Origin of the sequence: Dechloromonas hankyongensis (assembly GCF_022012295.1) — a bacterium.
Classification (GTDB): Bacteria; Pseudomonadota; Gammaproteobacteria; order Burkholderiales; family Rhodocyclaceae; genus Azonexus; species Azonexus hankyongensis.
On record NZ_JAKLTN010000001.1, the window covers coordinates 865,661 to 878,308 of the forward strand.

Annotated in this window: 14 protein-coding genes; 10 read left to right on the top strand and 4 right to left on the bottom strand. The window is 64.6% G+C overall.

The window, feature by feature from the left end; all coding sequences use genetic code 11:
* Positions 1-8: 8 nt before the first annotated feature.
* Positions 9-212: a 4-oxalocrotonate tautomerase family protein gene (locus LZ012_RS04190; protein ID WP_275707825.1), complete on the top strand. Its 204-nt coding sequence runs from the start codon at positions 9-11 to the stop codon at positions 210-212.
* 274 nt (positions 213-486) lie between these two features.
* Here the strand turns inward: LZ012_RS04190 and LZ012_RS04195 are convergent, their stop codons facing one another.
* Positions 487-1,374 carry an alpha/beta fold hydrolase gene (locus tag LZ012_RS04195; protein ID WP_275707827.1) on the bottom strand — a complete coding sequence of 296 codons (888 nt, stop codon included), beginning with the start codon at positions 1,372-1,374 and terminating at the stop codon, positions 487-489.
* A 192-nt stretch (positions 1,375-1,566) separates the two neighbouring features.
* Here LZ012_RS04195 and LZ012_RS04200 point away from each other — a divergent pair, with 192 nt between their 5' ends.
* A complete protein-coding gene (locus LZ012_RS04200; protein WP_275707829.1) occupies positions 1,567-2,511 on the top strand; it encodes a VTT domain-containing protein in 945 nt (314 codons plus the stop codon).
* Here the strand turns inward: LZ012_RS04200 and LZ012_RS04205 are convergent.
* From LZ012_RS04205 to rnk, 3 genes are all read right to left on the bottom strand, one after another.
* The gene (locus tag LZ012_RS04205; RefSeq protein WP_275707831.1) at positions 2,508-3,386 is read right to left on the bottom strand and encodes a pirin family protein; all 879 of its coding nucleotides are present in this window, start codon (positions 3,384-3,386) and stop codon (positions 2,508-2,510) included. The genes LZ012_RS04200 and LZ012_RS04205 overlap by 4 nt on opposite strands.
* Before the next feature lie 171 nt (positions 3,387-3,557).
* Positions 3,558-3,803, bottom strand: coding sequence for a hypothetical protein (locus LZ012_RS04210; RefSeq protein ID WP_275707833.1), 246 nt, complete (start codon positions 3,801-3,803; stop codon positions 3,558-3,560).
* A gap of 97 nt (positions 3,804-3,900) precedes the next feature.
* Positions 3,901-4,311 (bottom strand): nucleoside diphosphate kinase regulator, encoded by a 411-nt coding sequence (gene rnk, locus LZ012_RS04215; protein WP_275707835.1) that lies wholly within the window; start codon positions 4,309-4,311, stop codon positions 3,901-3,903.
* A 112-nt stretch (positions 4,312-4,423) separates the two neighbouring features.
* Here rnk and LZ012_RS04220 point away from each other — a divergent pair, with 112 nt between their 5' ends.
* The 8 genes from LZ012_RS04220 (at position 4,424) to LZ012_RS04255 (ending at position 12,643) form a co-directional block, all read left to right on the top strand.
* Complete coding sequence (locus LZ012_RS04220) at positions 4,424-5,326, top strand: LysR family transcriptional regulator (RefSeq protein ID WP_275707838.1); 903 nt, start codon at positions 4,424-4,426, stop codon at positions 5,324-5,326.
* Positions 5,327-5,561: 235 nt separating this feature from the next.
* The gene (locus LZ012_RS04225) at positions 5,562-5,873 is read left to right on the top strand and encodes an ArsR/SmtB family transcription factor (protein ID WP_275707840.1); all 312 of its coding nucleotides are present in this window, start codon (positions 5,562-5,564) and stop codon (positions 5,871-5,873) included.
* Complete coding sequence (gene aas / locus LZ012_RS04230; RefSeq protein WP_275707842.1) at positions 5,873-8,017, top strand: bifunctional acyl-ACP--phospholipid O-acyltransferase/long-chain-fatty-acid--ACP ligase; 2,145 nt, start codon at positions 5,873-5,875, stop codon at positions 8,015-8,017. Before LZ012_RS04225 ends, aas begins: the two co-directional genes overlap by 1 nt.
* A complete protein-coding gene (locus LZ012_RS04235; protein WP_275707844.1) occupies positions 8,014-9,894 on the top strand; it encodes an MFS transporter in 1,881 nt (626 codons plus the stop codon). The genes aas and LZ012_RS04235 overlap by 4 nt, the downstream gene beginning before the upstream one ends.
* Before the next feature lie 21 nt (positions 9,895-9,915).
* Positions 9,916-10,683 (top strand): prolipoprotein diacylglyceryl transferase, encoded by a 768-nt coding sequence (locus LZ012_RS04240; RefSeq protein WP_275707846.1) that lies wholly within the window; start codon positions 9,916-9,918, stop codon positions 10,681-10,683.
* Entirely contained in the window at positions 10,680-10,889 is a 210-nt protein-coding gene (locus LZ012_RS04245; protein ID WP_275707848.1) for a hypothetical protein, read from the top strand. The genes LZ012_RS04240 and LZ012_RS04245 overlap by 4 nt, the downstream gene beginning before the upstream one ends.
* Positions 10,886-11,119 (top strand): hypothetical protein, encoded by a 234-nt coding sequence (locus LZ012_RS04250; protein WP_275707850.1) that lies wholly within the window; start codon positions 10,886-10,888, stop codon positions 11,117-11,119. Before LZ012_RS04245 ends, LZ012_RS04250 begins: the two co-directional genes overlap by 4 nt.
* Positions 11,120-11,194: 75 nt before the next feature.
* A complete protein-coding gene (locus LZ012_RS04255; RefSeq protein ID WP_275707852.1) occupies positions 11,195-12,643 on the top strand; it encodes a radical SAM protein in 1,449 nt (482 codons plus the stop codon).
* The last annotated feature ends 5 nt before the right edge of the window (positions 12,644-12,648 follow it).

The window sequence follows — 12,648 nt, forward strand, 5'->3', positions numbered from 1 at the left end:
AGGACACGATGCCTTACGTCAATATCAAGATTACCCGCGAAGGCGCCACCGCCGAGCAGAAAGCCGCCCTGATCCAAGGGGTGACGCAATTGTTGGTCGATGTACTGAACAAGAACCCGAAGACCACCGTGGTTGTGATCGACGAGGTCGATACCGACAACTGGGGCGTGGCCGGCGAGTCGATCACCGTCCGGCGGGCGCGCGGGGAGTGAGTTCCGCAACCGCTGCGGCAAAATCTTCAGCGGGCGGGAACTTTCAGGGAGAGCACTGTCTATAACGCCTGATTTTTAACTTAACGGTAACGAGGCGTACATGGACGAGCTTTCCTATTTCGGCATTGGTTTTGCAGCGGTGATTTTCACTTTGGCCTGCTTCATGGCATCCAAACTGGCTTCCAAGAAAGCCTATCACTGAGCATTGCCATGCCCCTGGGCGTCCATGTGAGCGCCGTGAGACAAAGCCGGGTTTTCCCGGCTTTGTTGTTTTTCAGGCCATGAACTCCTCGATCAGGCGGGCGACTTCGGCCGGCTGATCGTGGTGCAGCATGTGGTCGGCGTCCTCGATCCAGCATTCACGCATGTTGGCGAAGCAGGCCTGACGGGCTTCCCAGTCGCCGGGGCGTTGTTCGAAGTCGCGCACTACCCAGGACTGGCGGCCGGCTACCCACAGCACCGGGCAGTGCACCTGGCGCCAGATGGCCATCGATTCCTCGAGGCGGAACAGGTAGGGCGAGAAATTCTTGTGCCACGGGTCGCCATTCCAGATCACGCCATGCCGGCGCTCGCCGGCCTTGTTGTAGCCCTCGCCGATCTTGGCCAGGTGGCGTGACAGGTAGCTGGCACGCTCGGCGCTCAGGAAGCGGTCGGTCTTCATCAGGCGCCGGGCGAAATCGGCGCGGTCGCGGTACACGTGCAGTTTGGGCGTCTCGCGGCTCTGGTCCAGCCATTGCCGGTAACGGTCGGGGGCCATGTCGGGTGTCGTCGGCGCGATGCCGAAACCGTCCAGGGTGACCAGCCGGTCGACGCGCTCGGGGCGGATCCCGGCATACAGGCAGGACAGGATGCCGCCCATGCTGTGGCCGACCAGTCGAACCTGGCCATCCGGCGCGTAATGGTCGAGGATGGCCTCCATGTCGCCGACGTGCTGGGCGAAGTAGTAGGGGCGGTTCAGCCACTGCGACGGGCCGAAGCCGCGCCAGTCGGGGGCGATGATATTCCAGTCGTGCTGCAGTTCATCGACGACGAACTGGAAGGAGGCGGAAACGTCCATCCAGCCGTGCAGCAAAAACAGGGTCGGCGCCTGCGGGTCGCCCCAGCGGCGGATGTGGAGCCGGACCTCGGGCAGGTCCAGGAATTCGGAGCGGGAGGCACGCATGCGGCCATTGTGCCACGTCTGCCGGATGCGTCGTAAGCGGGAACCTGGCATGCCAGTGCGCTGTCTGGCTTCTTGCGCGCCGGTTCGAGAGGCTGCCTGCATTCGACTAAGCTATGCTTTCCAACGCCGGAATCCACCAAGGAAACGCCGTGTTCAATTTGCCTCCACCCGCCCTCCGTCGCGACTGACGCCATGGACATCGCCCAGATCACCCAGACCCTGCGCCAGGATGCAGTCACCGTCGTCTTCTTCAACGTCCTGTTGCAGCAGCTCGGCCTGCCGGTTCCCGCCGTGCCGACCCTGCTGCTGGCCGGCAGCCTGGCGGCGACTTCGGGCAGCCTGGGGCAGGTGCTCGCCGCGGCCGTGGTCGCTTCCGTACTCGCCGACTGGCTGTGGTACTGGTCGGGCAAGGTGTTCGGTTATCGGGTGCTGGCCGGGTTGTGCAAACTGTCGATCAATCCGTCGTCCTGTGTCAGCCAGACCGAGGCGCGCTTCATTCGCTGGGGCATTTCGTCGCTGGTCGTCGCCAAGTTCATCCCCGGTTTTTCGACGGTGGCGCCGCCCATCGCCGGGGCGCTGCGCATGAGCCAGACTGGCTTTCTGCTGGCCGCCGGGGTTGGCGCCGCGTTATGGGCGGGGGCGGCAATCGGGGTCGGCTGGTTGCTGCAAGACGCGGTGCAGTCGGCCATTGCCGTGCTCGACCGTCACATGGCGCGAGCGCTGGTCGTGCTACTGGTCGTGCTGGCCGTCTGGCTGGGCTGGAAGCTGTGGCAGAAGTATCGTTTCCGGAAATTCTGCGCCGTTCCGCATGTCACGCCGGCCGAATTGATCGCGGCGCTGGACAGCGATACGCCACCGCTAGTTCTCGATCTGCGCGGTGCGACGATGATCGCGGAAACCGGGCCGATTGCCGGCGCCCGTGTTGCCGAGCACGATTTCCTGCACGAAGCGGTCGGCGACTGGCCGAAAGACAGGCCCATCGTCACCCTCTGTGCTTGTCCCGAGGATGCCGGCGCGGTGCAGGCGGCGCGGCATTTGCTCAATGCCGGCTATTTGTCGGTCAAGCCCCTGAAGGGCGGTTACGAGGCCTGGCTGGCCAGCCAACCAACTGCTGCTCCTGAGCGCTCGCTGGCCTAGTCGCGCCAAGGCAGGGGCGGCGGGCTGAGGCGCGGGGCCGAGCCGTCACCGATAGTCCCGAAGCGGGGATCGCCGTTTTCCCACTGGCGCTGTGCCTCGGCGATACCGGCTTTCGACCAGCCGACGAAGTTCCACCACATCAGGACGGGTTGTGCGAAAGGGAGACCGCCCAGCAGCAATATCTGGGTGCCGGCGGTCAGGTCGAGTTGCAGGCTGCTGCGGCCGTCGCCGAGATAGGCGAATTCGTCGGCCTGAAAGCGCTCGTCCTCGATGCTGGCCTCTCCGACCAAGGGGAGCAGGCCATATTCAAATGCTGGGTCAAGGCTAAGGTCCACGCTGGCCGGCCCGTCGCTGCTGATGTCGAGGCCGAGCAGCGGGGAGTGGACATGGGCCGGCGCCGTCCAGCGCGCATAAGTGCCGGCCAGCAAGGTCAGCCGGGCGCCGCCTTGCTGCCATTGCGGTAGGTCCGGGTGGTGCGCGAAAGCGGGTGGACAGTTTTCCGCTTCCGGCGGCAGCGCGATCCACAGCTGCGCGGCATGCAGGCGCCGGCCGTCGTGCAGCGAGTCCTCGGTGTGCGCGATGCCGCGGCCGGCGGTCATCAGATTGACCTGGCCGGGGCGGATGATCTGCTCGTTGCCCAGGCTGTCGCGGTGCAGCACTTCTCCCTCGATCAGCCAGGTGAAGGTCTGCAGGCCGATATGCGGGTGGGCGCCGACGTGCATGCCCTGGCCGGCCGGGAAAACGACCGGCCCGGCATGATCGAGGAAACACCAGGCGCCGATCATGCGCTGCTGGCGGCTGGGCAGGGTGCGGCGAACCAGCATGCCGTTGCCGAGATCGGCGCTGCGCGGTTCGATGCGGACGATGGCGGACATGGCGGGTCTCCGTTCCGGGGTTGCGGGGGACGCCGGCGGCAATCCGCGCCTGGACTGCTGCCGGGTGACTGTCGGTTCGATTGCCATCGGACCAATTCATTCCCCAGGCATGCCCAATTTTTGTCAGGGGCGACGCCCCCAGCGGGAAGTCGCCCCTAGTCATGGCGAGCCTCAGGCCCGGCGGTTCGAAGGGAGCCAGTAGCACATGGCTGCCTGGTGGAGCGGTGTAACCGACGCCAGGCAGCCATCCAGGCAAAGCAGCGCCATTTCCGATGATTGTTCAAAAGCGGTGCGGCTGACTTCGAGATTGAGCTGGGCCAGTCGTTCGGTAACGGCCAGGCACGTATCGGTAAAGTCACCGGCGGTCGCCAGCGAGGTTTTCTGGGTTTGCGTAACGGCTTCCAAGATCATGTTCATTGGGTGCTCCTGTGGGTGGGTGAAAAAATGGCCGGCAAGCCCATGGCATGCCGCCGCCCGGATTTGCCGGCGCGAGCGAGAAATCCGAGCGGCAGGGCTAACGGGCAGCCGGGGTGACGTGGGCGACCTTCAGTCTGCGCACGGAGCCGTCCGGAAAGTCCCAGCATATTTCGTGTCCCACGCTGAGCCCGATCAGCGCGCTGCCGACCGGGGCCAGGACGGAAATTTTTCCGGTCGCCGGATCGGCCTCGCCGGGATAGACCAGTTCGATCTCGCGCTGCGCACCGTTGCGTTGGTCGATGTAGGTGCAGCGGGAATGCATGGTGACCACATCTCCAGGGACGTGTTCCATTTGAACTACAATCGCGCGATCCAACTCGTCGGTCAGTTCATCGCTGAGGGTGTATTGGCACAGGCGGGCATAATCGTCCGCGCCCAGGATAAGCGGCTGAAGGTCGTTGTGGTTGCAGGAAAGTTCGCGTTGCGAAGTGCGTTTTGCATCGGTCATTGGCGTATCGTACGCGGGCCGCAGGCATCACGGTAGGCATCAATACGGCATCAGAATGTAGCGTTAGGGGCGACAATCGTGATGGCCTATGCGGAAATTTACGGAGAGGGCGATGGCAGATCTGAACCTGATGGCAACTTTCGCCCGTGTCGTTGAGGCGGGCAGCTTTGCCGAAGCCGCCAGGCGAATGGGCACTTCGCGATCGGTCGTCAGCAAGGCCGTGGCGAGGCTGGAAAAATCGCTCGGTGCGCATTTACTGAACCGGACGACCCGCTACCTCAGTCTTACCGAAATTGGCGCCCTAGTTGCCGAGCACAGTGCCCGCCTGCTGGAAGAAGCGACTGCCGCAGAACAGCTGGTCGGCAGTTTGGCCAGCGAGGTTCGCGGCACCCTGCGCGTCAGCGCCTCGGTCGCCTTCGGCACCCTTCACGTCGCCCCGGCCCTCGCCCGCTTCCTGCCGCGCCACCCGGAGCTGAGGATCGACCTCAGCATTACCGACCGCTGGGTTAATCTGGCCGAGGAGGGCTACGATGTGGCGATCCACGTGACCGGCGACCCGCCGCCCAATCTGGTGGCGCGTCCGCTGGCACCGGTCCGGCGGAAGCTGTGCGCGACGCCCGAATACTTTTGCCGCAAGGGTATTCCGCAGACGCCCGCAGACCTGATCGCCCATAACTGCCTCGACTACACCCGCTCCGGCGAGCCGGGGCGCTGGCGCTTCACCGGCCCGGACGGCGAAATCACCGTGCCGGTCAACGGTCCGCTCCATGTCGATGACGACGAGGCCCTGTCGCAGGCGGTCCTGGGCGGACTGGGCGTCGGGCTGTTGCCGACCTTCATCATCGGCAAGGACCTGCAAAATGGCAGCCTGCAGGCCGTGCTGTCCGAATACCTGCCGGTGGAGCGGCACGTCTATGCGATGTATCTGCCGACTCGCCACCTGCCCAGCAAGGTCAGGATGTTCATCGATTTCATGATTGCCCACATCGGCGACGAGCCGTACTGGGACCGCTAGTCGGGTTCGGCAGGATCAGGCCGAATCCGGGGTTACGCGGTGGGCGTACCCGATGGTGATTCCGAACGCATCTCCCCGGTACGCGCCCTGGAGGAGAGCCGAGCACACAAATCCTTGTGGCACAGGGCTTGGCTATCTGATTCCACGCTGCGAAAGAGGCGATTCAAGTCGCAGCCGGTAAAAACCGGTTCTGGGTTGTTGACATAGTCATATCGATGTAACTAAGATTGTCGATATGAAAAAAGACTATTCGCAAGCCATTCCGCCCCAGTGGGCGGCGATGTCGAAAATCTTCATGGCCCTCGGAGACGAGCACCGGCAGCGCATCCTGATGCTGTTCGAGCCGGGCGAACGGCTCAATGTCGGGCAGATCGCCGAAGTGTCGACGCTGGCCCGGTCGACCGTCTCGCACCACCTGAAGATTCTCCACGAATCCGGCGTGCTGGGGTCCGAGAAGGTCGGCAAGGAGGTCTGGTTCTGGATCGACCGGCCGGCGCTGGAAAGCACATTCACCAATGTCCTCGATTACCTGAAGGAAAGTACCTGATGCTGCGTACCCTGTTGCGGCCGTTGTTGCGCGGCCTGGCCCGCCTGCTGTTCCGTGTCGAAGTGACTGCGCAGCAAGCCGATTTCCGGCATGAGCGCCTGCTTGTCGTCGCCAACCACCAGTCCTTTCTCGATGGCCTGCTGCTCGGTCTATTCCTGCCCATCGACCCGGTCTTCGTCGTGCATACGACCATCGCCGAGAACCGCTTTTTCCGCATCCTGCTCTCGCAGGTCGATTACCTGGCAGTCGATCCGACCAGCCCGATGGCCATGAAGAAGGTCATCCGCCTGATCGAAACCGGCCGGCCGGTGGTCATTTTTCCGGAAGGACGCATTACGCTGACCGGTTCGCTAATGAAGGTGTACGACGGCCCGGCCTTCGTTGCCGCCAAGACCGGGGCGACGGTGGTGCCGGTCCGTCTGCAGGGTGCCGAGCGTACCTATTTCTCGCGCCTGTCGGGCAAGCATCCGAAACAGCTGTTCCCGAAAATCCGCCTGTCCATCATGCCGGCACGGCATTTCCCGATGCCGGAAGGGGCCACCGCCAAGCTGCGCAGGCGCAAGTCGGGCGAGGCGATGCGCCGGCTGATGCAGGACATGATCGTCGCCTCCCGGCCACAGCAGACCCTGTATGCCGCCCTGTGCGACGCGGTGGACATCTACGGCCGCAGCCGTCGCCTGCTCGAGGACGTCAAGCAGATCGAGTATTCGTACAACGACTTGCTCAAGATGGCGCTGATGCTGGGTCGCCAGATCGAGCGACTGTCCCGGCCCGGCGAGCGGGTCGGCCTACTGCTGCCCAACCTGGTGCCGACCATCGGCCTGATCTTCGGCCTCAGCGCCCGCCGCCGGATTCCGGCCATGCTCAACTACACGGCCGGCGTCGAGGCCATGCAGGCGGCCTGCGATGCCGCCGAGGTGAAGACCATCGTCACCTCGCGCGCCTTCGTCGAGCAGGCCAAGCTGGCCGATAAGCTGGCGGGGCTGGCCAACGTGCAGCTGATCTATCTGGAGGACGTACGCGAGCGTATCGGCCTCGCCGACAAGCTGTGGCTGGTGCTGTGGGCGCTGCATTTCCCGCGCAGCTTCGAACTGCCGGCCTCACCGGAGGACGCGGCGGTGGTGTTGTTCACCTCGGGCTCGGAAGGCAAGCCGAAGGGCGTCGTGCTGCCGCACCGCGCCATCCTGGCCAACATCGCGCAGATCCGCTCGGTGATAGATTTCTCGGTCTACGACAAGGTGCTCAATGCGCTGCCCATCTTCCATTCCTTCGGCTTGACCGCCGGCGCGTTGCTGCCGGTGCTCAACGGCGCCAGCCTGTTCCTCTACCCGTCGCCCCTGCATTACCGGGTAATTCCCGAACTGGCCTACGACCGCGGCTGCACCATCCTGTTCGGCACCTCGACCTTCCTTGCCAACTATGGCAAGTTCGCCAATCCCTATGACTTCTATCGCCTGCGCTATGTCGTGGCCGGTGCCGAGAAGCTGTCGGAAGCGGTGCGCAGCCAGTGGTTCGAGAAATTCGGCCAGCGCATCTTCGAAGGCTATGGGGCGACCGAAACCGCGCCGGTGCTGGCGGTGAATACGCCGATGGCCTACAAGACCGGCACGGTCGGCAACCTGCTGCCGGGGGTCGACTACAAGCTGGTGCCGGTGCCGGGGATCGAGCAGGGCGGCTTGCTGCACGTGCGCGGCCCGAATGTAATGGCCGGCTACTTGAAGGCGGATCAGCCCGGCGTGCTGCAGCCTCCGGCGTCGGACGCCGGCGCCGGCTGGTACGAGACGGGCGATGTGGTCGAGGTGGATGAGGAAGGTTTCGTCAAGATCGTCGGCCGAGTCAAGCGCTTTGCCAAGATCGCCGGCGAGATGGTCAGCCTGGAGGTGGTCGAGAAGCTCGCCACGGCCACGTCGCCGGCCCTGCCGCATGCCGCGTCCAGCCAGCCAGACCCGGCCAAGGGCGAGGCGCTGGTGCTGTTCACCACCGACGGCGAACTGACGCGCGAACTGCTCGCCGCCAAGGCGAGGGAAATAGGCGTGCCGGAACTGGCCGTGCCGCGCAAGATCCACAAGGTCGAGTCGTTGCCGCTGCTCGGCACCGGCAAGGTCGATTACGTGACCCTGAAACGCTTGGCGGAGGCTGTATGAGCGGACAATTCGGACTCCTCAAACAGAAGCGCTTCAGGCCTTTCTTCGCCACGCAATTCCTCGGCGCCTTCAACGACAACCTGTTCAAGAACGCGCTGGTCGTGCTGCTGACCTTTCAGGCGGCGCACTGGACGACGCTGAAGCCGGAGCTGCTGGCCAACCTGGCTGCCGGCATTTTCATCCTGCCCTTCTTCCTGTTCTCGGCCACCGCCGGGCAACTGGCGGACAAGTACGACAAGGCGATGCTCGCCCGGCTGGTCAAGGTGCTGGAAATGGCGATCATGGGCGTCGCGGCGGCGGGCTTCTTCCTGACCAGCCTGCCGGTGCTGATGGTCGCGCTGTTCCTGCTCGGCTGCCATTCGACGCTGTTCGGGCCGGTCAAGTACGCGATCATGCCGCAGCACCTGCATGAGGATGAGCTGGTCGGCGGCAATGCGCTGATCGAGGCCGGCACTTTCGTCGCCATCCTGATCGGTACGCTGGCCGGTGGCCTGCTTGCCGGCTCGGTCGAGCATCCGGCGTGGATTGCGGTCGGTGGCTTCCTGGTCGCCGCGGCGGGCTACCTGACCAGCCGCGGCATCCCGGTGGCGCCGCCGCCAGCGCCGGAACTGAAGGTCAATCTCAATCCGCTGTCCGAAACCTGGCGCAACATTGCCTTCGCCCGCCAGAACCGCACGGTCTTCCTGTCCATACTCGGCATTTCGTGGTTCTGGCTGTACGGCGCGCTGTTCCTCGCCCAGTTCCCGGCCTACGCCAAGTTCGTGCTCGGCGGCGGCGAGTCGTCGGTGACGCTGCTGCTCGCCACCTTCACGGTCGGCATCGGGGTCGGCTCCATGCTCTGTGAGCGGATGTCGGGCAAGCATGTCGAGATCGGCCTGGTGCCTTTCGGTTCGATCGGCCTGACCCTGTTCGGGCTCGATCTCTATTTCGCCTCGCCGGACGCGCTGGCCGGCACGACGCCGCATGAACTGCTCGCGCTGCTGAGCATTCCCGCGGTCTGGCGCGTGCTCTTCGACCTGATGATGCTCGGCGTCTTCGGCGGCTTCTTCATCGTGCCGCTCTACGCCCTGGTCCAGGTGCGCAGTTCGCCGGACCACCGGGCGCGCATCATCGCCGCCAACAACATCCTCAATGCGCTGTTCATGGTGGTCGGCGCGCTGGGGGCGGCGGCCCTGCTCGGCAAAGGGCTGTCGATCCCCGCCCTGTTCGGGCTCGCCGCCTTGCTCAATGCGCTGGTCGCCATCTACATCTACGGGCTGGTGCCGGAATTCCTGCTCCGCTTCGTCGCCTGGCTGCTGGTCAAGGCGGTGTATCGGCTGCGCACCACCGGGCTGGAGAATATCCCGCAGGAAGGGGCGGCGGTGCTGGTCGCCAACCATGTCAGCTTCGCCGACGCGGTGGTGATCATGGGCGCTTCGCCGCGTCCGATCCGCTTCGTGATGGATCACCGCATTTTCAAGACGCCGCTCCTTGGCTTCGTTTTCCGCCACTGCGGCGCGATCCCCATCGCCTCTGCCAAGGAAGACCCGGCCATGATGGAAGCGGCCTTCGCCGAAGCGGCGCGCGCCCTGGCCGATGGCGACCTGGTCGGCATCTTTCCGGAAGGCAACATCACCGCGGATGGCGAACTGCAGCCCTTCCGGCCGGGCGTCAGCCGGATTCTGGCGAGCCATCCGGTGCCTGTGGTGCCGATGGCGCTGGCCGGGCTGTGGGGCAGTTTCTTCTCGCGGGTCGATGGCGTGGCGATGAAGACCCCCTTCCGGCGGGGACTGTTCTCGGATATCGCCCTGCATGTCGGCGCACCGGTGCCGGCGGTAGAGGCGACGCCTGAGCATCTGCAGGCACAGGTCCGCACCCTGCGTGGCGAGTGCCGCTGACGAGGCATGGGCGCGCCGACCATGAGCTTCATTCCGGCCGAACAGGCAGCCTTGGTGCACGGCATTTTCGAAATGTTGGCCCTTGTCGTCGGCGCCGCCTATTACCGGCTGCTGCGACGGCGGAGCGGGGGCGGCAGCATCCTGCACGGCGCGGGCTTCGTCGTCGCCGCCGGCTGCGTCTTCGGGGCGGCCATCGGCAACAAGCTGGTGTTCTGGGTCGAGATGCCGCATCTATTGGCGCAATACTGGACGACGCCGACCGTGCTGTTCGGCGGGCAGTCGATGGTCGGCGGCCTGCTCGGCGGGTTGATCGGTGTCGAGATCGCCAAGAAGCTGAACGGCATTGCGCAGTCGACCGGCGATGCCTTCGTCTTTCCCGTCCTGCTTGGCCTGATGATCGGTCGGGCCGGCTGTTTCCTGGCCGGGCTGGCCGACGGCACGTACGGCAATCCGAGCGGCTTGCCGTGGGCCATCGACTTCGGCGACGGCATCCCGCGCCACCCGACACAGCTTTACGAAATTCTCTTCGCCGGCCTGCTGTGGTGGGGGCTGGCGACAGCGCGGCAGCGGTTGGCCCTGCCGCCCGGGCTGTTGTTCAAGCTGATGCTGATCGCCTATCTCGCCTGGCGCCTGCTGGTCGATGCGATCAAGCCGATTCCCTATGCTTATCCGTTCGGGCTGTCAGGCATCCAGTGGGTGTGCCTGGTGGGACTGGTGATCTACCTGCCGGTCGTTTGGCGACAATGGGTGTCGGTCTTGATGAGGCACACGGAAAAGAGGGCGCAATGAAGGCTTTGCTGAATATTGTCGGCAAGGGACTGGTGCTGATCGTTGGTCTGTACGCCATCGTAGGTGGCGGGACATGCATTGCCACCTTCGGCTGGAGTGTTCTGGCGTTGATTGGTGGGCTAGTGATGGCTTTCGGCGGTGGCATCCTGTGGCTGACCTTCGGGGCATCCGCTAAGTCGCAAGCAGACAAAGACAGGGGGCGATGAGCGTGTTAACCATTTTGAAAGTGATCGGTCGGGTTTTTCTGATCGGTATCGGCCTGTTGTTCATCGCGGGCGGCGGTTTGTGCGTCATGTTCGGCACCGTGAACACCGGGGGCGGCGGCATGGCCTTAATTGGCATGGCCAGCCTGCTGCTGGGTGTGGCCGGTGTGTGGTGGATCTTGCGTAACTGGATGCGCGAGCGCCCGGAAACGGAAGGTGAAGATGCCCATTGAGTGCTGGCCGGCCAGGCAGGCGGTGCTGAATGAGGCCGACGCATGGCTGAAGGACAATCACAACAAGGAGCAGCAATGAGCCGCAAAAACCGCCCCTGGCTTTTCTACGACACCACCGCCTCGGTGTGCACCACCTGCCTGCGCCAGGTCGAAGCCAAGATCGTCATCAAGGGCGACGAGGTCTTCCTCGATAAATGGTGCCCGGCGCACGGCATCGAGCGCGTGCTGATCGCCGACGATGCCGACTACTACCGGCTGTGCCGCGAGGTCTACGTCAAGGCGCCGGAGATGCCGGAGCGCTTCAACACGGCCATGCAGCACGGCTGCCCCTACGATTGCGGCCTGTGCCCCGACCACATGCAGCATTCCTGCCTGTCGGTGGTCGAGATCACCGAGCACTGCAACCTGCGCTGCCCGGTGTGCTATGCCGAGTCCGGGCCGGAGCGCCAGCAGCATCGTTCGCTGGCCGAGGTAGAAGCCATGCTCGATGCCGTCGTCGCCAACGAAGGCGAGCCCGACGTGGTGCAGCTGTCCGGCGGCGAACCGACCCTGCATCCGGATTTCTTCGCCATCCTCGGCGCGGCGAAAGCGCGGCCGATCCGCCACCTGATGGTCAATACCAACGGCCTGCGCCTGGCGCGCGAGCCGGATTTCGTCGCCCGGCTGGCGAGCTACAAGCCGGGCATCGAAATCTATCTGCAGTTCGATTCGCTGCGTGACGAGGTGCTGCAGTACATGCGCGGCGCCGACCTCGCCGCCATCCACGAGCGGGCGCTGGCCAACCTGGAGGCACACGGCATTTCGACGACGCTGGTGATGACCGTCAAGCGCGGCATCAACGACGAGGAAATCGGCGCCGTCATCCAGCACGGCCTGAAGTACCGCTGCGTGCGCGGCGTGACGCTGCAGCCGGTATCAGATGCCGGGCGCAACGTCGGCTTCGAACCGGCGCGCCACCGCCTGACGGTCAGCGAAGTGCGGCGGCGCGTTGCCGAACAGTCCGGGCTGTTCACGCTCGACGATATCGTGCCGGTACCATGCAATCCGGACACGTTGGCCATGGGCTACGCCCTCAAGCTGGGCGGCGAGGCCCTGCCGCTGACCCGCCACCTCGGCCCGGAGGCCCTGCTTGCCGGGCCGCGCAACACCATCGTCTTCGAGCGCGATCCGGCCATGAAGGATGCCGTGTTCAAGCTGTTCTCGACCAACCATTCGCCGGAGTCGCAGGCCAATTGCCTGTCGGCGCTGCTTTGCTGCCTGCCGGCGATTTCAGCGCCGGAACTCGCCTACGAGAACGTCTTCCGGGTCCTGATCGTGCAATTCATGGACGCCGCCAACCTCGATTTGCGTGCTCTGAAAAAATCCTGCATCCACTTCGCCCAGCCGGATGGCCGGCTGATTCCCTTTGAGGCGTTCAACCTGTTCTATCGCGGCGAACGGATGGCGAAAACGCAGGAGATTCAGGCCGAAATCGCCGAGGGAGCGGCGCGGCGGCGCAAGGTGATCGCCGTCGTTGCCGAATGATCCGG

Bases quoted from the DNA above. Each gene is read 5' to 3' on its own strand.
- LZ012_RS04255 (WP_275707852.1), top strand. From the start codon at position 11,195: ATGAGCCGCAAAAACCGCCCCTGGCTTTTCTACGACACCACCGCCTCG.
- LZ012_RS04200 (WP_275707829.1), top strand. From the start codon at position 1,567: ATGGACATCGCCCAGATCACCCAGACCCTGCGCCAGGATGCAGTCACC.
- aas (WP_275707842.1), top strand. From the start codon at position 5,873: ATGCTGCGTACCCTGTTGCGGCCGTTGTTGCGCGGCCTGGCCCGCCTG.
- LZ012_RS04190 (WP_275707825.1), top strand. From the start codon at position 9: ATGCCTTACGTCAATATCAAGATTACCCGCGAAGGCGCCACCGCCGAG.
- LZ012_RS04250 (WP_275707850.1), top strand. From the start codon at position 10,886: ATGAGCGTGTTAACCATTTTGAAAGTGATCGGTCGGGTTTTTCTGATC.
- rnk (WP_275707835.1), bottom strand. From the start codon at position 4,311: ATGACCGATGCAAAACGCACTTCGCAACGCGAACTTTCCTGCAACCAC.
- LZ012_RS04245 (WP_275707848.1), top strand. From the start codon at position 10,680: ATGAAGGCTTTGCTGAATATTGTCGGCAAGGGACTGGTGCTGATCGTT.
- LZ012_RS04225 (WP_275707840.1), top strand. From the start codon at position 5,562: ATGAAAAAAGACTATTCGCAAGCCATTCCGCCCCAGTGGGCGGCGATG.
- LZ012_RS04240 (WP_275707846.1), top strand. From the start codon at position 9,916: ATGAGCTTCATTCCGGCCGAACAGGCAGCCTTGGTGCACGGCATTTTC.
- LZ012_RS04195 (WP_275707827.1), bottom strand. From the start codon at position 1,374: ATGCGTGCCTCCCGCTCCGAATTCCTGGACCTGCCCGAGGTCCGGCTC.
- LZ012_RS04210 (WP_275707833.1), bottom strand. From the start codon at position 3,803: ATGAACATGATCTTGGAAGCCGTTACGCAAACCCAGAAAACCTCGCTG.
- LZ012_RS04235 (WP_275707844.1), top strand. From the start codon at position 8,014: ATGAGCGGACAATTCGGACTCCTCAAACAGAAGCGCTTCAGGCCTTTC.
- LZ012_RS04205 (WP_275707831.1), bottom strand. From the start codon at position 3,386: ATGTCCGCCATCGTCCGCATCGAACCGCGCAGCGCCGATCTCGGCAAC.
- LZ012_RS04220 (WP_275707838.1), top strand. From the start codon at position 4,424: ATGGCAGATCTGAACCTGATGGCAACTTTCGCCCGTGTCGTTGAGGCG.